The sequence below is a fragment of the Chryseobacterium sp. 22458 genome, from assembly GCF_052044975.1.
Taxonomy (GTDB): Bacteria; Bacteroidota; Bacteroidia; order Flavobacteriales; family Weeksellaceae; genus Chryseobacterium.
On record NZ_JBQEOA010000004.1, the window covers coordinates 97,906 to 118,727 of the forward strand.

The following is a 20,822-nucleotide window of genomic DNA, read 5'->3' on the forward strand; positions in this document are numbered from 1 at the left end:
TTAATTATGAATACAATACCTATCTCATCTATACAGGAAATTATCCTGAAAACTACTTCTGATCCCGGCCCTGCAGGTAGAGATCATGACTTTGATTCCCTGTTTATTGAAGCAGTATACAGCAAATTTGAAAGGAGTGTTATTCTGGATATGCAATATGCATGGGACCTATTCCGAAAAGGTTTTGAAGCGGCCAAAAAATCCAATTTTGATATTGCAGATTACTATTATAAAAAAGGAGAAGATGTTATAAAAAATAGTGGATTTGATGATAATGTTCTGAAGTATCTGAATATCTATGTAACGCCTAAGCTATCATATTACCATTATAAGAAAGGTAATTATGAAACTGCCAATGAACTCACATGGAAGTCTTTATTCGAAACAGAAGAAATAGAAACAGAATTTCCTAATATGCATATGGCAAAAATTCAACAGCTGCATAATATAGCACGTGTAGCTGTCAAGCAAAAAAAATATGATGAAGCTCATAAATATGAAAAGGCTATTCTTGATTATCATATGCTTCACAAAATACCGGATTTACCGGGTAAATGGAGTACTTCGCTGCTTAAAAACTGCGATGAAGAACTGGTTTCCTTAATGACTTTTCAGGTGTTTTCTGAAAAAATGGTTAATCTTATGCTGTTTCCTGATGTAGATGAAAAGCTTGCCCTGGATTATTTTGTTACACTGGATCAGTTTGTTCCGGGTTTTCCCGGAGATGAAACCTATATAGCATTCTCAAAAGCTATAAACAGTTTAAAAACATCTGATTATCAGGCATTGTTGAAGTATTCAGGAGAAGTTCTTTCTAAAGGCTATACCAGATTTAATGCTTTTAAACATTATCTTATTCTTCAGCTTTTATCAAAACTGGATACAGGAACATTACATAACGATTCTGAAAGCCTTTTTACTGAAGCTCTCCAGAATCATATCAGAGTAACACCTTTAATGCTCACCAAATATCAGACAGTTTTCCAATCAATGACAGAGAATATATCATAATGAAACTTATCCCACAACATGATCAGATGGATTGCGGCCCAGCATGTCTTGCCATGATAGCTTCACACTATGGCAAGGATATCGGGCTGCAGCATCTTCGGGATAAAAGCTTTATAACCAGAGAAGGAGTATCATTACAGGGAATAAAAGAGGCTGCTGAAAAGATAGGTTTTAAAACAATTGCCGGTAAATTGAAACCGGAAGGTTTACATAAAGACGTAGTACCTTGTATTCTGCATTGGAATCAAAATCATTTTGTAGTCCTTTATAAAATTCATAAAAGCCGGATTACAGGTAAGATAACTTACAAAATTGCTGATCCCGGGCATGGATTTATTTCTTTAACAGCGGAAAAGTTTAAAAAGGCATGGCTTTCAGATAATGAAAAAGGAATAGCACTTTTTTTAGCCCCCGAAGAAAAGTTTTATGAACAACAATTTCCGGGAGAAGAAAAGCTTTCATTACGGTATATGCTGAAATATTTGAAACCACATCGGCGACAGATGTTTTGGTTATTTATATTATTGTTTTTAGGGACATTGACTACCCTCGTATTTCCTATTTTAACACAAAAGCTTATTGATGATGGAGTCAGTAAAAAAAATCTGGGGATTATCAGCTATATTTTACTGGCACAGCTCGCTTTTTTCTTAGGGAATATTATATTCAGTGTTTTCCGTAACTGGATCTCACTTACAGTAGGTACTAAGGTCAATATTCAGATTATATCAGATTTTTTACAAAAAATGCTGAAGCTTCCAATACGGTTTTTTGACACAAAACTTATGGGAGATTTTAATCAGCGGATCAATGATCATGAACGTATTGAGACCTTTCTTACTTCTCAAAGTCTGTTAACTTTATTTTCGGTAATTAGTTTTTCCGTTTTTTTTGGCGTACTGTGGTATTATGATTTCAGAATCCTTAGTGTATATGTAATATTAACAGTGATATCTGTTATCTGGTCAGTTTACTGGATGGAAAGAAGAAAAATACTTGATTATTTTAAGTTTCAGCAGAGGAGCGAAAATCAACAGTCTATTTATGAGATCATCAACGGAGTTTCGGAGATAAAACTTAATCAGTTTGAAGATTATAAACGCAAAGAATGGGAACAGATACAGGAAAAACTTCTAAATGTTAACATCCGCATTTTAAAACTTGATCAGGTACAGCTTTTAGGATTTGATTTTATCAATCAGCTAAAAAATATTATCGTAACTTTTCTTGCAGCTTCTTTTGTAGTGAAAGGACATATGACTTTAGGAGGACTGTTAAGCGTTTCTTATATAATTGGCCAAATGAATGCGCCTATAAGCCAGTTAATTTCTTTTTTCCGTTCATTGCAGGATGCCAGGTTAAGTTTGGCCAGACTTAATGAAGTACAGACTCATCCGGATGAAGAGAATCATTCTCAGCTATTACTTTTCAGTGAAAAATATCATCAAAATGGGATAGAAAAGGGAATTTATTTCAAAAATGTATCTTTTCAATATGAGGGCCCCCGTTCTCCGTTCGTATTACAGGATATCAACCTTTTAATTCCGGAGGGAAAGGTCACTGCCATTGTGGGAGCAAGCGGAAGCGGAAAAACAACACTGATCAAAATGCTGCTGAAATTTTACGAGCCTGTATCAGGACATATTCTTTTCAATCATCTTGATCTGGCTACTATTTCTCCTTTAGATCTTCGGAAGAATTGTGGAGTAGTGATGCAGGATGGATTTATTTTTGGAGATACCATAGAACGTAACATTGCGTGTGGAGATGATCCTGTCAATTATGAAAAGTTAGAGTATGCACTGCATACCGCCAATATGGAAGATTTTATTGAATCTTTACCATTAGGACTGAATACGAAGATAGGAGCTTCCGGTAATGGTATTTCCGGTGGTCAAAAGCAAAGGATTCTTATTGCAAGAGCAGTATACAAAAATCCGCAATTTCTGTTTCTTGACGAGGCTACCTCTGCATTGGATTCAGAAAATGAAAAGATAATTCATGATAGATTGCAAAATTTTTTTAAAGGCAAAACGGTTGTAATTATTGCCCATCGGTTATCAACAGTAAAAAATGCCGATCAGATTATTGTTTTAAAAAAAGGCTGTGTGGTTGAAAGTGGTAATCATCAGGATCTTGTAGCTTTCAGAAAAGAATATTACGGCTTGGTTAGTAATCAGTTAGAACTTGGAGAGTAATTTTTTTGTTGAGCTTAATTTTGACTCTTCTTTCACAGGCAGATACTAAAAGAGTATTTCAACAAAGCTTTTGTTATCCAACAGACACCGTTTTTTTACGGTATTTTGAATAATGTCTTTTAGGATTCAATTTTAGGTCTGATATTTGTACTGGGTAGCCAAACTAAATGGCCGATTTTATTTATGAAGAACATATCTGTGAAAAAATCATTTTTATATGCATGTTTATGCGCTTTGTTCCTTGTTTCCTGCAAAAAAGAAATAGAAAAAATAAGCGATACTTTTAAAGATACCGTTTCTGCTTCTGATATGCCGGAAGCAGAAAAAGATTCTGTAAAAAAAGATTCCGTACCTGTGGTTAAAAAAGAATCCATGCCGCCTGCTATGCAAGAGAATGGTTTCTATAATGCATTCGTGCTTCCGAAAGATAAAAAAATGAGGGATTCCGTATATGCGGAATTCAGCAAGAAATATAATGTGGAGGAACGTACTGCTATTTTAGCACTGAACAGGCTGGATTCCAAGAGTAAATGGAATGCAGATACATTGGTAGTTCCTGCAAAGATAGATACTACACTGATGGCTTATTCGCCGTTCCCGATGCAGCTGGATATACTAAGCGGAGTGAAGAAATTTGTGATATTTTCATATCCTATTCAGGCCTATGGCGTATATTCAAACGGAAGCCTTGTAAAATGGGGACCGACAAGTATGGGGAAAAAATCTGCCCAGACGACAAGAGGACTTACTTTTGCCAACTGGAAAAAGAAATTATCGATCTCCACCGTCAGCAGCGAATGGAAACTTCCCTATAACTTTAACATTCATAATATAGGCGGAATAGGATGGCATGAGTATACCCTTCCCGGATATCCTGCTTCACACTCTTGTTTAAGATTGCTGAGAAAAGATGCACAGTGGCTGTATTCTTATGCTGATACCTGGATTTTAGCTCCGGGTGGTGCCACTACAAAAGCGAGAGGAACAGCCGTAATGGTATTTGGAGATTACAACTGGGGTGGTAGAAAACCGTGGAGGAAACTTCTTAATGATCCTAACGCCAATAATATATCCGTTGAAGAGCTTACCAAACTTCTGGAACCGGATGTACCGAAAATGCTGAAGGAACAAAGCAACAGGGAAAGAGTAGCTGATTCTATAAAAACAGCAAAAGCCATGGCTGCTCCCGTTCAGGAAAGGTCAGGAGATTCTCTATCTAATTGATTTTCTTTTCAAACTGTAAGGTAGACTCTTCTGCAAAACGTCTCAGCTTAAGCATTTCATCTTTTCCTTTATGTTGTCCGAATCTTGCAGCTATATAAGTAAGAAGAATAAAAAATAACATAACAAAAGAAGCGCTCAGTGCCCACGGGTATTCGGCGCTTTTTATTTGTTTTTCCACATAATACATAGTGAAGAATGTCATCCAAAGAATAGAAAAAGAAAAATACAGAAACATGAAAAAGGTCCAGACGGCAGAACTGGGACCAAATACACCCCGTATAACGGTATCTTCATCTTCTATTTCCACACGTAAGGCAAGACGGGGCTTCCAGTAATTATCATATTCTGTTTCTACCCAGATGGTGGCGACTTCTTTATTGATATTGCCGGCAAATTCGTTTTTGTGTTCGGTGAGGTATTTCTTCAGGTTCTCAGCGTACTCTTCTTTGGTAAGATGTGTAAACATTTTGAACCTGGGCCTGGTTCGTATTCTGTCTAGAGTGGTTTCTTCGGTTTTCATATACTATTCTTGATAAGGAATGGGATCTTCCAGGGTAAAACGTAAAGTGAGCTGCTCATTTTTTCTCTGAACAACCATAGTGATATTTCTTCCTTCATAGGATTTCATGAGCTCTACAATTTTTTCCAGCGTCATATCTGCAGTTCGGTCTCCGTTGATGCTGATCACTTTGTCATCTTTCTGTACTCCGGCTTCATAGGCAGGAGAATCTTTTCTTACGCCTGAAATGGAAAACATAGGTTTTAAGCTGAATTTATACTGGAAAGAGTCTTTATACACTTCATGGGTTACCCCTGTGCTTTTTTGGGTTTCAATTTTGACCCGGTCCTGTTCCCACTCCAGGCCGTCCTGTCTGAAATCCAGCCCGCTCATATTAAAGTTGAAAGGATCATTGAAATTTCTGTTCTTCTTCAGGTATAGCTTCTGATTCTGATAGTCGAAAACAACGGAAAAACGACGCATAATTTCTGCACCTATAGACCCTTTCCTGTTTTCTACCAGATTGACATGCTGTATGGAAAATTCATCCGGCATCGCTGTAAGCGGTTTTTCAAATTTAAAATCTCCCAGATAAAAATTATGAATTCTGCTCCTTTTACCATAAATATCCCCGTTGAATCCCCGTCCAAGGAAATCATCTATATTAGGTCTATTATAAACGAAATTTTTTATAAGGGTAGGAAACAGCCATATAGCATCACTATTTCCAAGGTCAATGAGCAGTTTTGAACTTTTTCTTTCATTGGTCATCTCTACATCGGCCAGAAGGTAAGGCTTACTTTGCTCAATACTGATTGGAAATTCATCAAACCTTTTGATTTTATTTTTCAGAAGATCCGAATTTTCATAGACTGTTATTTTTTTTGTCATATAATCGATGACGATAGGGTGGTCTTTGAAAAAATGATACCCTATCACACCATTTACAGGAATTCCTATATGGGATGAAATATTGAACTCTTCGTCAAGGATCACGTACAAAGACATAGAAGTGTTTACCATAGTTTCACCTATGCGGCCGGTATTACGGTCAGACTTTAAACCGTCAATGCTCAAACTTCCGCCAAGTCCTGAAAATTTTATCTTCTCCACATTTCCAAGTTTGAGCTCTTTATTCTCAAGACTGAAAAGGATAGTTTCTGAAACTCCGGTATCAACCAGAAAAGTAAGTTCAGCCCCGTTGATGTTGATCGGAATAAAGATGAGGTTGTTGATAAACTTAAAAGGGATGACTGCTTTTTTAGTATTAATCAGCTCAAAAGCATTCTGGGCACTCATAAAAATGCTTATCAATAATCCCAGTAAAAGAAACTTAAATTTCATTTACTGAATTTAGTGAATTTATTAATATTATAATAAAAAAACATTCCAAATGCAGGAATGTTTATATAAACTACAATGAAGTAGTATGAAACGTTGAATTTATTAAAAAAAACGGATCAGTCTATTTGGAGAAAAATTCCATCAGATCCATATAGTTTTTCTGATTCACGCCATGACCGCTCATATATTCCCTGAAAGTGAAATAGCAGCTCAGGTCATAAAGAAGGTCTGCAGCTTTCCTTCCCCATTCAAGAGGAATAACAGCATCATCAGTACCGTGTGAAATAAAGAATCTGAGCTTTTCAAGTTTCTTTTTGTCTTTTACAATGCCATCCAGAATTTTTTCTTCAGGATAGGCGCTCAGACAGGCAACGTAATTAAAAAGGTCAGGATATTTTAAGGCCAGAGCATAACACAATATTCCTCCCTGGCTGAAACCGCACAAATGAGTTTTGCCTTCTGTAATGCCATAATGATTGATGATCTTCAGTATACTTTCCAGAACCGCATTTAAAGATTCTTTAGCCTGAGACACATCAATGAAGTTTTCAGGATCATTGAAATTGATATCATACCATGAATATCCTTCAAACTGCGTGTCTCTTGGTGCTCTGAAGCTAACGATAAGCCAGTCGGAGGGAAGGGTTTCCCTGAAACTGAAAAGATCCTGCTCATTGCTGCCATAACCGTGAAGCATAAAAAGAACAGGCGTGCTCGGGGTAATATGTTCCGGCTCTCTTACTAGGTAATCTAAATTCATACAGCAAATATAATTAATAAATCAGATTGTTCCCCATTTTTGCCATTCGTACAAAGAACTTTCGTGTGAACATATTTTATATTCAAAAAATGATTATTTGTGCTGTATTATTGTATTTTACGAGATCTTTTTGCTTTTTGCCGATTTGATATTGTTTGCAAATCTTTATTGGAAAATTTTCATAAAAGTTATTTTTATATTAATAAAAAACCTATATTTGAAACATTAAAAAATCTATTTGGAGAAATGAAGCAATTTTACAATTCAAAAAGTTTACTAAGACTTTCTTTTTTATTCGTTTTATTATTTTCAGCGATCACCGTATTCAATTCTTGTAAAAAAGATGACGATGATGAATTTCAGGATCATGTGGTTCAGTTTGAAGCAAAAACTACTACAGGAGGAGAGCTTATCGCTGTTGTTACTCAGGTAGGTACTGTTCAGAATACTATTTTAAGTAATCCGGTAACCCCTCTGAAATCAGCATGGAATAGTGGAGAGTTTTTTGTAAACTCCAGCCAGGCACAGTTGAACCTTGATGCAAGAGCAAAATTGCCTGAAGATACTTCAGAATTGACGATCAATCTTTATGTAGATGGAGAAGTGGTCAGAACAGCAAAAGTAGTAGGAAAGGGAGAAAAGTCTGTATCTTTGGATTTCAGCTTCTTAGAGCCATAAAATATGTAAATATTAATATCAATATAAACCGCTTTTACAGCGGTTTTTTTTATTCTTCAATCATATGCTGCTGTACGGCACGGTTGATCAGCTCTGTTGAATTTTTCGCCTGAAATTTCTGCAATAAATTCTTCCGGTGTGTATCTACAGTAAGGGGACTTAAAAACAGTTCTTCAGCAATCATATTACTCGTTTTCCCCTGGGCTACCATTTGTAAGATCTGTTTTTCCCTTTTGGTAAGCCTTGGAATGGGAAGATCATTTTGTGAAGGGCGGCTGATGATCTGTTTTGTTTCATTACAGAATACGATATCTCCGGAAAGTGCCCCTTTGATGCATACTGCCAGTTCACTGATGGAGGTATTCTTTAAAAGGTATCCGCTTGCTCCGTTTTGTATAGACTGCATGATGATGCTTCTTTCCGAACGGTTACTGAACATAATTACTGAAATATCCGGTGAGATTTTTTTAATTTCCCGGCAGAGGTCCGTACCATTGGCATCCGGAAGGGTAATGTCCAGAAGGATAATATCAACCTGATGAGACTTTATGAAACGGATGATTTCCGAACCGGAAGTAAAAGTTTCTGTTACATTGAAAAAAGGCTGGCTGTTCAGCATCATTTTCAAACCTTCGATGACGATAGGGTGATCATCTACGATGACAATGTTTATTTTTTTATTCTCCATCTATATTGAGTTCTATATTAATCGTTGTGCCCTGGCTGTCTGAGCTGACTTCCATTTTCCCTTTCAGATAGTTGACCCGGTTTTTAAGATTGCGGAGGCCCATATTTTTAGTGGTATTTTCTATATCCTTATCAAATCCTTTTCCATTGTCTTCAATGGTGATCAGGAAGCTTTCTCCGGATTGGGAGCACTGAAGGAGAATATTGGTGGCTTCTGCGTGTTTTACAGCATTAGCTAAGAGTTCCTGTACGATTCTGTAAATATTTAGCTGTACAGCCAGGGCCAGATTTTTCTCAATATTCAGGGGCTCAAAGTAAATTTCAAGATCTTTTCTTCCATAAAATTCACAGAGATCGCTTAATGCCGTTTCCAGTCCGAATTTTAGCAGAGACTCGGGCATCAGGTTTCTGGCCACATGCCTGAGTTCTGTTACAGAGTTGTCAAGCTGATTCAGTATTTTATAAAAATCCTGATGCTGCTCAGGATCCAGCTGATTGGAAGACCAGGTGGAAAGATTGATTTTAACTCCTGCCAGCATACCGCCAAGACCGTCATGAAGATCTTTTGCTACACGTTCTCTTTCCCTTTCTTCCCCTTCAAGGATTGCTTTGGTAAGCGCTAGTTCCTCTTTCTGTTTGATGTCTTCTATTTTCTGCTGAAGGTTGATCTCTTTCTGTTCAGAAAGCTTTTTGTTTTTTCTGTAAATGATAAAAAGGAAAATCAGAAGACTTAAAAATAATAAAAGGATCAGGCTCAAAACCCATAAATAAGAGTTTTTTTGATTGACCTCCATTTCTTTCTGATTCTTTTCAGCATTCAGATAAGCTATTTTTTTCTCCTTTTCAGAAGCGTTGAATCGTGTTTCCAGTTTATTGATCTCCAGTTTTATATTCTCAGCATTCAGGCTGTCATTGAGTTTTGAATATTTTTTCTCCCAGATTAAAGCTTCACCGGGGTTTCCCATAATTTCATTGATGCTGGACAGATGGCTGTAGATGGTTTTCCTGTTGTTGAGATCACGGGCAAGTGTTTTTTCTGCCAGAATCTCTTCCAGCAGGCTTTTGGCTTCCTTATATCTTTTGATCTTTTTGTAGGTATCATACTTATGAAAATAGAACATCTGCATCAGCAGTCTCTGATTGTATTTCCGGGCATAAGACAATCCTTTTTCTATAGTTTGGAGAACCTGGATATGCTCTTGCTGCCCTATGAAATATAATGCCAGATTGTAGTAATAGAACGTATTGGAAGATGATTCAGGATAAGGGCGCACCATTTTTCCTGCCTTATCCAGAAACTGTTTTCCCATACTGCACTTTGCCTGGTAGCAATAGTTGCTGTTGGTATTAAGATAGGCATAAAAAAGCTCTGTAGAATGAGGTGCTTTTTTTTCGAGGATATGAATTGCTTTCTCATTATAATAACCTGCCTTTTCAAATTCCGCATTATAGGTGAGCATGAGGGCCAGTTGGGTGTACAGAAATCCCAGGATCTTGGTATCTCCGTATTTTTCAACGGTGGGAATGCTTTTTTCAAGCATGGTTTTGATCAGGAAAGGATAGCCTTCTTTATTTTTCTGCAGAATACCGTAATTGTACCAGCATAAAGAGAGGTAGGAATCAGCTTTTTGGCTTTTGAATTCAGAAAGCTTTGCAATAGCTTTACGGAATGATACCGTTGCTTTATCCTTATTCAGATCCTGATAATACAATCCTTCATAATAATAATAGACAGCCGCTGTAAAACGATCCTGTGTTCCCAGTTGTTTTCCGCTTTGCAGATATTTTTTACTTAAAATGCTATCCGTGTTTTTATAATAATCGGAAAGATGAAAATAGGCATCAGCTTTAGAAATGACATCTACATGGCTGCCGGTTCTGAATTGAAGGCTGTCAACATATTTTATTTCGTTAATGGGAAATAGCCCCTGAGCCTTTACGGTAAAGTGGATTAGAATATATAAAATACACCATAATCGCTTCATCAGTTTAATTTTCAACGTTGTCGTTCAGTTTTTTTATGAATATGTGAATATAATTAAAAAAATACGGATGAAAAATACCGGAAAATAGGTAGAAAAAAATACATTTTTTTTAGGGTTGCGCCTTACAATATTCTCTGATAGTTTTGCGGAAACAGATAATAAGCATAACTAAATTATTAAAATGAAACAGAGAATTTTTATACTGGGGATGATATCCTTGTTTGGTATTGTGAATGCACAGAGAATACAGAAAGGAGAAGCTCAGATCAATGTAGGTATAGGTATTGCTAACGGATGGGGATTGCCAGTATCGGTAGGTGTAGACTATGCCATACACAATGATATCACAGTGGGAATTCAAGGCAGCTATGCCACTGAAAAATATACCGGAGACATCAAAGGAAGCTGGCTGGGCATAGGAGCCAACGGGAATTATCATTTCAATACACTCTTGAAAATTCCTAATAAATGGGATTTTTATGCAGGTGCCACGCTGGCCTATAACTCATTTTCCTATAAGTATAACGGATTAGACTATGATTATTTTGACGGGAAATCTTCGGGAATAGGTTTTGCAGGTCAGGTAGGAGGAAGATACTTTTTTACCAATAACCTTGCCTTCCATGTAGAGCTGGGTGGTGGAACTGTAGCTTCAGGCGGAAAAGCCGGGCTTACTTATAAGTTCTAGATATGTGAACAGATTTTTAATGCTAAAAATTGATACTTTTCTCAATGAAACCGTGGAACTTATCTGCGGTTTTTTGTTTTTTAACAGATAATAAATAAACCTGTTTAAACTCTTTCTCTAAAAAGTTTAAACAGGTTTTATGTTTTAATTTGTATTGTATTTAGATTACCTTTACAATAAAATAGCTTTTCTTTCCTTTTTGAAGCAATAAGAATTTGCCGTCAATAAGATCACTTTCATTAGCTGTAAAAGTATCATTCACCTTTTGTTTGTTTACAGAAATTGAATTTCCTTTGATCTCTCTCTGGGCTTCACTTTTAGACTTTAAAAATCCTGATTTTTCAGAAAGAAGATCAATGATATTTACGCCCAGCACATCTGCTTTAGCAACCTCTTTTTGAGGAACCCCGTCAAAAACTTCAAGGAACGTTTCTTCATCAAGGCTTACCAGATCTTCGGCAGTAGAACGTCCGAAAAGAATTTCAGAAGCTTTAAGTGCCTTTTCATACTCTTCTTTACCATGTACCCAAACGGTTACCTCTTCAGCAAGTTTCTTTTGCAGCTTTCTTTCGTGAGCAGCAGTTTTATGCTCTTCTATTAATGCTTCAATCTCTTCTTTTCCTAAGAAAGTATAGAATTTGATGAATCTTTCAGCATCTTCATCCGTTGCATTCAGCCAGAACTGGTAGAATTTATAAGGTGAAGTTTTCTTTTTATCAAGCCAGTAGTTTTCTCCGCTTTCAGACTTTCCGAATTTAGATCCGTCAGCTTTTGTAATCAAAGGAACTGTAAGGGCGAATGCTTCTCCTTGGGCCTTTCTTCGGATCAGCTCAGTTCCGGTAGTGATATTTCCCCACTGGTCTGAACCTCCCATCTGTAGTTTTACATTATTGTTTTGGTACAGGTGAAGGAAATCATATCCCTGAATCAGCTGATAGGTAAATTCTGTAAAGCTCATTCCATCTGCCCCGCTTTCTCCGGAGAATCTTTTCTTTACAGAATCTTTAGCCATCATATAGTTGACCGTAATATTCTTCCCCACATTTTTAGCAAAATCAAGGAAAGAAATATTCTTCATCCAGTCGTAGTTGTTGACTAGTTCAGCCTTGTTAGGCTCATTCCCTGCAAAATCCAGAAACCTTGAAAGCTGGTTTTTCAGACAATCTACATAATGTAAAAGAGTTTCTTCATCCAGAAGATTTCTTTCTGCAGATTTACCGGATGGATCTCCGATCATTCCTGTAGCACCTCCTACTAAAGCAATTGGCTTGTGGCCATGCTGCTGGAAGTGAGCGAGAATTTTTATCTGGATAAGACTTCCGATATGTAAAGAATCGGCAGTAGGATCAAAACCAATATATGCAGTAGTTACCTCTTTATTCAGTTGTTCATCGGTTCCTGGCATCATATCGGCAAACAGACCACGCCATTTCAGTTCTTCTATAAAGGAATTCATTTGATTTTTTACTTTAAAATTTTAAAACGCAAAGATAATAAATTCAGAAGTATTGAAGAGAGCTGAGAATTATTTAAGATAAATAAATTAAGGTAAGGAAGTTGGAGGCTGGAAGAGGGGGAGTTATAGAAGTTTGAAAAATAAGTAGGATTTAATACAGTATTAATTTTGAGCCCGGCTAAAAAACTTCATTCAACAGGAACTTCCAGCTTCCTTCTTCCGGCTTCCCACCTCTCTGTTTTTGCCATTTCACAATTTGCCTTTTTGCCTCAAATACTCTATATTTGTTATTAATGAACGACGAACAGCTATTCCTGCTCATCCAGAAGGCCAAAGACAAGGATCAGAAGGCCCAGACTAAACTCATCAATGTTTTTTGGGTGGACGTTTTCTCTTTTGTCATGAAAAAAGTAAGGGACGAAAATGATGCCGATGAGATCACCGTAAATGTTTTCTCCAAAGTATTGTCGAAGCTGGATATGTTCGATCCTCATTTTCAGTTTAAAACATGGATTCTTACCATTGCCCAGAATACCGTGATTGATTTCTGGCGGAAAAAAAGCCGTGAAAATGAAGATTCCATTGAAAATCTGGATGAAGTTAAAAATCAATATGCAAAATCCCCCGAAGAACTTCTTATTTCTGAAGAAGAGCAAAAGAAGATTATCAAAACCATAGAATCTCTGGATGCCAACTATCAGGATATTATCAAACTGAGATTTTTTGAAGAAAAAAGCATCAAAGAAATTGCTGAAGAGCTGGGAATTTCTGTAGCCAATACCAAAGTTCGTGTGATGCGTGCCAAAAAAGTATTAGCCGAATTATTGAAAAATAACGAGTTTGATGACAATTGATTTTGTCGGAAAGCATAATGATTCCATCTTTCACTGATTCTGCAGACACAGATTTCTGTAAAAACTCAGCAAAACTGCCTTTTCTCTGTCTATTCTGATGCCTGTTTGAAGATTGATTTTTATTCCTTTAACGGGTTAATTATTATTGAACCTTTTGAGTTGATGCTCTTTTAGTCAAAACAAAGCGTACTGAAAATCAGAGACAGAAGACGGAATATGGGTTTCATAAAATATTTTGAGTTTTAAAATACAAAATTATCTGTTTCATCAATGCCTGTGTTTGATTGTTTCGATAAAAAAATCACTAACTTTGAACCTCAATTTGAGAAATAAATGGAAAATTTAGTTCAAGATACTACCGTTCAGAAACCAAAGTGGATTCGTGTAAAACTTCCTACAGGAAAGAACTACAGAGAACTGAGAACCTTGGTTGATAAATATAAATTAAATACAATTTGCCAGAGCGGAAGCTGCCCGAATATGGGGGAGTGCTGGGGAGAAGGTACTGCAACATTCATGATCCTTGGAAATATCTGTACAAGAAGCTGTGGATTTTGTGGTGTAAAAACAGGAAAACCACTGGATGTAAACTGGGATGAACCTGAAAAAGTAGCCCGTTCCATTAAATTAATGAAGATCAAACACGCTGTACTTACTTCCGTAGACCGTGATGATCTGAAAGATATGGGATCTATCCTTTGGGGCGAAACAGTAAATGCTGTAAGAAGGATATCTCCGGGAACCACGATGGAAACATTGATTCCGGACTTCCAGGGAATTACCAAACACCTTGATCGATTGGTAGAAGTAGCACCTGAAGTAATCTCTCACAATATGGAAACGGTAAAACGCCTTACCAGAGAAGTAAGAATTCAGGCTAAATATGAAAGAAGCCTTGAAGTATTGAGATACTTAAAAGAAGCCGGACAGAGAAGAACAAAAACAGGAGTAATGCTTGGGCTTGGAGAAACCAAAGATGAGGTTTTCCAGACTATTGAAGACATCAGAAATGCCAATGTAGATGTGATCACTCTGGGGCAATATCTTCAGCCGACTAAAAAACACCTTCCTGTAAAGAAATTCATTACTCCGGAAGAATTTGATGAGTTTGGAGATTTTGCAAGAAGCTTAGGATTCAGACACGTTGAAAGTTCACCTCTTGTAAGAAGTTCTTACCACGCAGAGAAACATATTCACTAAAATACAGACCGTTCAGTAATGAGCGGTTTTTGTTTTTTCAGGTAGCAGGGTTAGGTATCAGATTGCAGGTGGCAGGCAGTAAAAATTAGACTTATTATTGGCAAAATTGATAATGATGTACTCAAACTCCCTTCCTCCGGAGAGGTGTCAAAAATTCAAAGAACTTTTGATGGGGCGGTTTATTGCCCGACAATAAAAATGTCCCTTACTTACAATAGGAGCGGGATTTAGCCCGCTTTCTCTATAAAAAAACATTCATCCGGCTTTAGCCAAAACTTAAAACGTCAGATCCGTAGAACCTATGTGTTAACATATCATTCCATTTACTTATCACACGCAGTCTCCCTCGTAATTCCCGCAATCCGTCCGTTGACTTCAATAGGTCTGAAATGTTTCTTTTTAAATTCAGATGGCGTTTCGCCCGTATGCTGCTTGAATAACTTATTAAAGTAAGAAAGACTTTCAAAACCTACCTGAAAACAGACTTCCGTGACTGAATAATCTTTTAACAGAAATATTTTCGCCTGGTTGATTCTGTAATTGTTAACAAAATCAGTAAAGGTCATATTCGTCTGCTTCTTAAAGTAACGGCAGAATGCAGGCGTACTTAAGCCTACTGTTTGGGCTATATCATTAACATTAGGTTTTTTATCATAATTTTCATGAATATAGTCGTAGATTGTTCCCATTCTGATTTTGTCATTCAAAAACCATTTGATTCTGGTATCTTCCCTGTTGAGCTCCTTTACCTCAGTGGAATCAGCCAGGATTTTCAAAATTTCTATAAGTCCGATGAAAGATTCAAAAGTATTTTTGTCTCTGATGATCTGAAGCTTTTCAACCACTGTTTTTTTAGTTTCCCCGTAAAAAGACAGACCCAGATAAGAGCGTTCCAAAAGGTTTTTTATATTTTCAAATTCAGGAACAGGCAGAATAATGTCCTGAAGAAAATTTTCCCGCATCTGAAGTACAAGTTGTCTGCATTCCGTCTGAATACCATAATCGAAATTGAGATGAGGAACATTGGCGCCAATTAATAAAAGATCACTGTCTGTAAAGCCGGAGATATCCTTGCCTACATGCCGGATTCCATTGTTAGCCTCTACGTAAACCAGTTCTGTTTCAGGATGATAGTGCCAGAAAAAACAGTTTTTCAGAGAAGGAGAGAAAAGCTTGAACGACTTCCCCTTTTCAAACGTAATATTTTCTTTCTGAATTTTCATTGTGTTCTCTTTTGATTGTTTCTGAATATAAAATTAAATAAAAAGGTTAATACGGAGCAAATTTTTATCATTCAGAGAGAAGTGAAATTCAATCTTTCTGTCGAATTTTGCACTTTCATAATTTTGAATATGGGTAAGGCCATTTTTAAAATATAAAATTAATGTAATAAAAGAATCAGCAATAATGAAGATTGATAAACGAATAATACCGCTGGCAATAGGCGGTTTGGGAATAGGAACCACAGAATTTACCGTTATGGGACTGCTTCCGGATATTGCCAAAACATTACAGATCTCAATTCCGCAGGCAGGGCACCTTATTTCTGCCTATGCAATGGGAGTTGTGATCGGAGCTCCGATTCTGATCGGCTATTCCGTAAAGTTTCCGCCGAAAAAAGTACTGATTGCTTTTATGTTGCTGTTTACTTTATTCAACGGGCTTTCCGCCATTGCTCCTAATTACGGGACAATGCTGATCATCAGATTTATGTCAGGACTTCCTCACGGAGCATTCTTTGGAGTAGGCACTGTGGTAGCGGCTAAAATGGCAGGAAAAGGAAAAGAAGCCTTTTATATATCGATGATGTTTACAGGGCTCACCGTGGCCAATCTGGTGATGGTTCCCCTGGTAACGTATATCGGACATACCTTCCACTGGAGACTGTATTTTGCCATTGTAGCTTTGATTGGTGTCTTTGCATTATTGTTTTTAAAATTATGGCTTCCTGCTATAGAGGCCAATCAAAATACCCACTTCCTGGAAGAACTGAAATTCCTGAAAAAGAAACAATCATGGCTGGTGCTGGCGATTACGGCAATCGGGTTTGGAGGTCTTTTTACATGGTTAAGTTACATTACACCTTTAATGACTGTTATTTCGGGAGTTGCATCCAGTCAGATGGCCTATGTAATGGTGCTGGCAGGAGCCGGAATGGTTGTAGGAAACCTGGGAGGAGGCGTTATTTCAGATAAATTGGGACCGGAGAAAACCTGTGCACTTCTGATCTTTCTGATGATGATTTCCCTGATGGGAGTATTCTTACTTTCCGAACACCAGAATATTGCCTTTGTGCTTACCTTTATGTGCGGAGCTTTATCCATGTCGATTGCGGCACCTATTAATATTATGATGATGAAAGCGGCACCGGGAAGTGAAATGATGGCAGCTGCCTTTATGCAGGCAGGGTTTAATATTGCAAATGCTATGGGAGCTTTTTTTGGAGGGATACCTTTAGAATACGGATTACCTTTCAATTATCCGTCACTGGTCGGAGTGGGAATGACCTTTATTGGATTTGTGATCAGCGTAAGATATATGTACCTCTACGGTTCGGCAACTGCTGAAGAGGAAGACGTTGCAGAATGCGTTTCATGTGACAAATAAATAACACAGTTTCTTACAGAGCAGAGCTTAAAAAATGTGGAAACAAAAAAAATTAAAAGCTGTTTCAAAGTCTATTTTTGACTTGAAACAGCTTTTTAAATTGAATTATCCTTTCAGATTAAAATTTAAATACACAGCCGCAAACGCTCATTTTGCCTTCTACAACTGTAGTCCATTGTCCGTTCCATGTACCTCCATAAGACGCACAGATGGCCGGACAAATTTCTTTAGCGTCATCGTTGCTCCAGATCGGACCTGCCAAAACATCTAAAGTATATTCCGTACTGCCGGTGGGCTCAGTGTTGAGTTCTACTTCTATAACGCTCATTTGCCCTTCTACAATGGTTGTCCATTGCCCGGTAAACTTTCCTAAGTGTGCTGCGGCAATACGTCCGCCTAATTTTTGTGCTTCGTCATTGCTCCAAAGTGGTCCCGCAATGATGTTGATTTTGAATGTTGACATGGTGAAATTTTTTATGGTTTAACATGACAAATGTACTCACCATTATGGGAAATGTTTACAGTAGAATATACCAAATTTATAACTAGGTATTTTTACGTATAGTGCTGATATTGATTTCGATATAATAAAAAAGACTGCCTTTAAGACAGCCTTTCATTTTTGTAGAAGATTGATTAAGCTTCAACTTCATTACCGTTTTTACACCAGTAAAGTGCATTGTATAAATTTTCCTTTGGAAAGGATTTAAATTCTCCGGGCATCAGAACACTGAAAACATCTGTAAAGTTCTGTACCCCTTCTTTGTCTGTAACGATAGCGGTGCGATTCCATTTGGCAAGGTTTTTTAATCCCAGCAATAGATCTTCAAGCCAGGCTCCCATGGTAAAATTATCCAGATCGGTATCCAAATACAATAAGTAATTCAGCTCACCGAATTGGTCCACTTTCTCTTTTACCCGCGGAATTACCAGTTTCTCAAAATCCTCTTTCGTTACAACTCCGGTTGCATTGAAAGCTGCAACATTCTCCGGAGCTTCTGGAATAATTGTTATCATAATAAATATTTTATGGTGGTTTGATTTTTAAGACACAACAATAACTACACCGTAAATTGATAATAAATTGTTAAAATAGATTTAAATATTACTATTTTTAAGGTAAAATAGTAATATGGATCTGAAATCAAATGAACCTTTCTGGCTTTTAAAAAACGGATTAATCGCTTCCTATCCTTCTCTCAAATCTGATCAGGAATGTGATGTTCTCATCATAGGCGGTGGTATTACAGGAAGTCTCATTGCCCACCAGATGGTAGAAGACGGATATCAAACGATGCTGATTGATAAGCGGGAACTCTGTAACGGAAGCACTTCTGCTACCACTTCAATGCTGCAGTATGAAATAGATGTTCCTCTTTATGAATTGGCCGAAAAAATTGGAGTGAAAGGGGCTGTTAGCAGTTATAAAGCTTGTAGTGATGCTATTGATATCATTGAAAAACTCTCGAAAAAGATCAGATCCGATGCAGGATTCAAGCGTAAAAAATCACTGTATTTTGCTTCTAAAAAGAAAGATGTTGAACGGCTTAAAAAAGAATATGAAGCCAGGAAACGTTTTGGATTTGAAGTGAAATGGCTTTCAGGTAAGCAGGTCTTAGAACAATTCGGATTCGAAAATACCTATGGAGGAATCCTGTCAAAACAGGGAGCCAGTATTGATGCCTTCCAATTTGCACACGAGTTATGCAAACATAACATAAAGAACGGGCTGAAGATATTTGATAAAACTGAATTGGAAAAGGTGGAATATCATAAAGGTTTCAACACAGCCATCACAACCTCAGGTTTCCGGATTAGGGCTAAAAAAATAATCTACTGCATCGGTTATGAAAGCAAAAATCTATTGAAAGAAAACTTTGTTAACCTGAAAAGTACTTATGCTGTGGTATCTGAAATAGATAAGGATAAATTTAAAAATATAACAAGTACTCTGGTCTGGAATACCGACGATCCTTACCTGTATATGCGGACTACTGATGATGGCAGGCTCCTGATCGGAGGTGGGGATGAAGACTTCTATAATGCCGAAAAGCGTGATGCTCTGCTGAATAAAAAAGAAAAAGAAATTTTAAAAGGTTTAAAGAAAATCAAACCTGATTATCACTTTTATCCGGATTTTGTATGGGCAGGTACGTTTGGAGAAACAAAGGACGGCCTTCCTTATATCGGAGAACATAAAAAGTTCAGAAACTCTTATTTTGTTCTGGGATTTGGCGGCAACGGAATAACATTTTCTGTAACGGGAATGGAAATGGCTTCTTTATTTATGAAAAATAAAAAACACCTGTTGTCCCGGTATTTTAAATTCGGAAGATAGGTTTTCTAGTATAAAGTTTTCTACATCAATTAAAATTGTAGAGCGGGCCAAAGCCCGCTCTACAACTATCACAAACTGTATCCGTTTTTCTTAGCCAGTTCCTGTATAGAATTTTCAATGGCTTTTCCCAGGTCATCAGCATCAGTTCCTCTTTTTTTCATTTCACCATCAATGTAGGTCTGACGTTTTTTAGACAGTTCCTCTATTTCTTTCTGTATTTTTTCACGTTCTGCTGATTTTACAGCTACAGCTTTTTTTATTTCTTCTTTGCTTTTTCCTTTCAGCTCGGCAGGAAGCTCACTTTCTTGTACGGAAGCAATAAATCCGGCATCTTTTTCAGCCCTGTCAACAAGATCCCAGTGCTCATTTTTGTAGGCATTCTTTTTTGATTTGGAAACTGTTCTTTCCACAAGGTTGGAAACAGATTGTACCTCAGCATTTTTGTCCTGCGTAATCTGCTTCATTTTGTACTCAGAACCACGGTTTCCGTAGTAAATGTAAGTATCATTCAGCTTGGCATTGCATTCGGAAATCCTTATATCGTAAGGCGTTTCAATATAGATCACTTTTCTATCACTGTCGATATTGAAGTATTTGCCACCTCCTGTTACCGCACCGTTTTGCCAGTAATCCCTGATACCTTCCTCACGGCTTCCGCAGAAAATAGTATTGGTATAGATATTTTTATTCTTTGCTTTGGAGATAACATCTTTATAATTAATTCTTCCCTGATCGAAAGGTTCATTCCCTGCGATATAAATCAGCTTCATACTTTTCTCATTACCGTCCCAGTTCAGATTATTTGATGCATCACGAATCACGGCACCGCAATATTCACTTCCGCCATTGGTTCTTAAAGCAAATAATTTTTCAGAAACCAGATCGAGATCCTGAGTGAGAGGAGTGACCTGACGGATGTAATTCTCATCACGGATGCCATCGTTTCCATATTCATATAAGGCAATCTCAACTTGTGGCGTCTGGCCGTTATATTTTAAAGTGGTCAGAGTGTTGACAATATTCCAGAGTCTTGATTTTGCCTGGTCAATCAGCCCATCCATACTGTTGGAAGTATCAAGCAAAAGAGCTACCTGGATTTTATTATCCTTTGATATTGTATGGGCCGGAATTGCGGAAGCATTTTGTACAGATAGGCTTCTGTTTTCCGTATTACTTTTCGAGCAGCCTGTGCCGGGAACTGTTCCGGAGCTTAAAAAAGCTGCTGCAACGGCTAAAATTTTTAAAGTTGTCATATTATTATTTTTTTATAGGTTATCTGCTGTAGTATTGAAA

Annotated in this window: 19 protein-coding genes; 9 read left to right on the forward strand and 10 right to left on the reverse strand. The window is 37.2% G+C overall.

Going from position 1 to position 20,822, the window contains the following annotated elements; genetic code table 11:
- The first annotated feature begins 6 nt into the window (after positions 1-6).
- The 3 genes from ACTJJF_RS14790 to ACTJJF_RS14800 all read left to right on the forward strand — a co-directional run bounded on the left by ACTJJF_RS14790 (position 7) and on the right by ACTJJF_RS14800 (position 4,433).
- Entirely contained in the window at positions 7-1,011 is a 1,005-nt protein-coding gene (locus ACTJJF_RS14790; RefSeq protein WP_312298081.1) for a hypothetical protein, read from the forward strand.
- Positions 1,011-3,209 carry a peptidase domain-containing ABC transporter gene (locus ACTJJF_RS14795; protein WP_440700134.1) on the forward strand — a complete coding sequence of 733 codons (2,199 nt, stop codon included), beginning with the start codon at positions 1,011-1,013 and terminating at the stop codon, positions 3,207-3,209. The genes ACTJJF_RS14790 and ACTJJF_RS14795 overlap by 1 nt, the downstream gene beginning before the upstream one ends.
- A gap of 183 nt (positions 3,210-3,392) precedes the next feature.
- Complete coding sequence (locus tag ACTJJF_RS14800) at positions 3,393-4,433, forward strand: L,D-transpeptidase (RefSeq protein ID WP_312298078.1); 1,041 nt, start codon at positions 3,393-3,395, stop codon at positions 4,431-4,433.
- On the opposite strand, the gene ACTJJF_RS14805 is transcribed toward ACTJJF_RS14800, so the two are convergent.
- From ACTJJF_RS14805 to ACTJJF_RS14815, 3 genes are all read right to left on the reverse strand, one after another.
- Positions 4,426-4,953, reverse strand: a complete 528-nt coding sequence (locus tag ACTJJF_RS14805; protein ID WP_312298076.1) for a hypothetical protein — start codon at positions 4,951-4,953, stop codon at positions 4,426-4,428. The two genes, ACTJJF_RS14800 and ACTJJF_RS14805, sit on opposite strands and share 8 nt — an antisense overlap.
- Positions 4,954-4,956: 3 nt before the next feature.
- Positions 4,957-6,276: a PDZ domain-containing protein gene (locus ACTJJF_RS14810; protein WP_312298074.1), complete on the reverse strand. Its 1,320-nt coding sequence runs from the start codon at positions 6,274-6,276 to the stop codon at positions 4,957-4,959.
- Positions 6,277-6,397: 121 nt separating this feature from the next.
- Positions 6,398-7,036: an alpha/beta hydrolase gene (locus ACTJJF_RS14815; protein WP_440700135.1), complete on the reverse strand. Its 639-nt coding sequence runs from the start codon at positions 7,034-7,036 to the stop codon at positions 6,398-6,400.
- A 246-nt stretch (positions 7,037-7,282) separates the two neighbouring features.
- On the opposite strand from ACTJJF_RS14815, the gene ACTJJF_RS14820 reads away from it, so the two are divergent.
- Entirely contained in the window at positions 7,283-7,714 is a 432-nt protein-coding gene (locus tag ACTJJF_RS14820; protein WP_312298071.1) for a hypothetical protein, read from the forward strand.
- Positions 7,715-7,763: 49 nt separating this feature from the next.
- Here the strand turns inward: ACTJJF_RS14820 and ACTJJF_RS14825 are convergent, their stop codons facing one another.
- Complete coding sequence (locus ACTJJF_RS14825; protein ID WP_312298069.1) at positions 7,764-8,402, reverse strand: response regulator transcription factor; 639 nt, start codon at positions 8,400-8,402, stop codon at positions 7,764-7,766.
- The gene (locus ACTJJF_RS14830) at positions 8,392-10,386 is read right to left on the reverse strand and encodes a sensor histidine kinase (protein WP_440700136.1); all 1,995 of its coding nucleotides are present in this window, start codon (positions 10,384-10,386) and stop codon (positions 8,392-8,394) included. The genes ACTJJF_RS14825 and ACTJJF_RS14830 overlap by 11 nt, the downstream gene beginning before the upstream one ends.
- Positions 10,387-10,567: 181 nt before the next feature.
- Between ACTJJF_RS14830 and ACTJJF_RS14835 the strand changes: the two genes are divergently transcribed.
- Positions 10,568-11,074 (forward strand): outer membrane protein, encoded by a 507-nt coding sequence (locus ACTJJF_RS14835; protein ID WP_440700137.1) that lies wholly within the window; start codon positions 10,568-10,570, stop codon positions 11,072-11,074.
- A gap of 160 nt (positions 11,075-11,234) precedes the next feature.
- Here the strand turns inward: ACTJJF_RS14835 and tyrS are convergent, their stop codons facing one another.
- The gene (tyrS, locus tag ACTJJF_RS14840) at positions 11,235-12,530 is read right to left on the reverse strand and encodes a tyrosine--tRNA ligase (protein ID WP_065396931.1); all 1,296 of its coding nucleotides are present in this window, start codon (positions 12,528-12,530) and stop codon (positions 11,235-11,237) included.
- A 293-nt stretch (positions 12,531-12,823) separates the two neighbouring features.
- On the opposite strand from tyrS, the gene ACTJJF_RS14845 reads away from it, so the two are divergent.
- Together ACTJJF_RS14845 and lipA are read left to right on the forward strand one after the other, a co-directional pair.
- The gene (locus ACTJJF_RS14845) at positions 12,824-13,384 is read left to right on the forward strand and encodes an RNA polymerase sigma factor (RefSeq protein ID WP_047096423.1); all 561 of its coding nucleotides are present in this window, start codon (positions 12,824-12,826) and stop codon (positions 13,382-13,384) included.
- A 333-nt stretch (positions 13,385-13,717) separates the two neighbouring features.
- Entirely contained in the window at positions 13,718-14,584 is an 867-nt protein-coding gene (lipA, locus tag ACTJJF_RS14850) for a lipoyl synthase (RefSeq protein WP_160139755.1), read from the forward strand.
- A 323-nt stretch (positions 14,585-14,907) separates the two neighbouring features.
- On the opposite strand, the gene ACTJJF_RS14855 is transcribed toward lipA, so the two are convergent.
- Positions 14,908-15,807, reverse strand: coding sequence for an AraC family transcriptional regulator (locus tag ACTJJF_RS14855; protein WP_312298061.1), 900 nt, complete (start codon positions 15,805-15,807; stop codon positions 14,908-14,910).
- Between the two features lie 184 nt (positions 15,808-15,991).
- Here ACTJJF_RS14855 and ACTJJF_RS14860 point away from each other — a divergent pair, with 184 nt between their 5' ends.
- Positions 15,992-17,191 (forward strand): MFS transporter, encoded by a 1,200-nt coding sequence (locus ACTJJF_RS14860; protein ID WP_312298060.1) that lies wholly within the window; start codon positions 15,992-15,994, stop codon positions 17,189-17,191.
- Positions 17,192-17,309: 118 nt separating this feature from the next.
- Here ACTJJF_RS14860 and ACTJJF_RS14865 read toward each other — a convergent pair whose 3' ends face one another.
- Both ACTJJF_RS14865 and ACTJJF_RS14870 read right to left on the reverse strand, forming a co-directional pair.
- Entirely contained in the window at positions 17,310-17,654 is a 345-nt protein-coding gene (locus ACTJJF_RS14865; RefSeq protein ID WP_312298058.1) for a mannan-binding lectin, read from the reverse strand.
- Positions 17,655-17,827: 173 nt separating this feature from the next.
- Positions 17,828-18,208 carry an STAS/SEC14 domain-containing protein gene (locus ACTJJF_RS14870; RefSeq protein ID WP_065396937.1) on the reverse strand — a complete coding sequence of 127 codons (381 nt, stop codon included), beginning with the start codon at positions 18,206-18,208 and terminating at the stop codon, positions 17,828-17,830.
- 115 nt (positions 18,209-18,323) lie between these two features.
- On the opposite strand from ACTJJF_RS14870, the gene ACTJJF_RS14875 reads away from it, so the two are divergent.
- Entirely contained in the window at positions 18,324-19,529 is a 1,206-nt protein-coding gene (locus ACTJJF_RS14875) for an NAD(P)/FAD-dependent oxidoreductase (protein WP_440700138.1), read from the forward strand.
- Between the two features lie 68 nt (positions 19,530-19,597).
- On the opposite strand, the gene ACTJJF_RS14880 is transcribed toward ACTJJF_RS14875, so the two are convergent.
- Positions 19,598-20,782, reverse strand: coding sequence for a VWA domain-containing protein (locus ACTJJF_RS14880; protein ID WP_440700139.1), 1,185 nt, complete (start codon positions 20,780-20,782; stop codon positions 19,598-19,600).
- Positions 20,783-20,822: the final 40 nt, after the last annotated feature.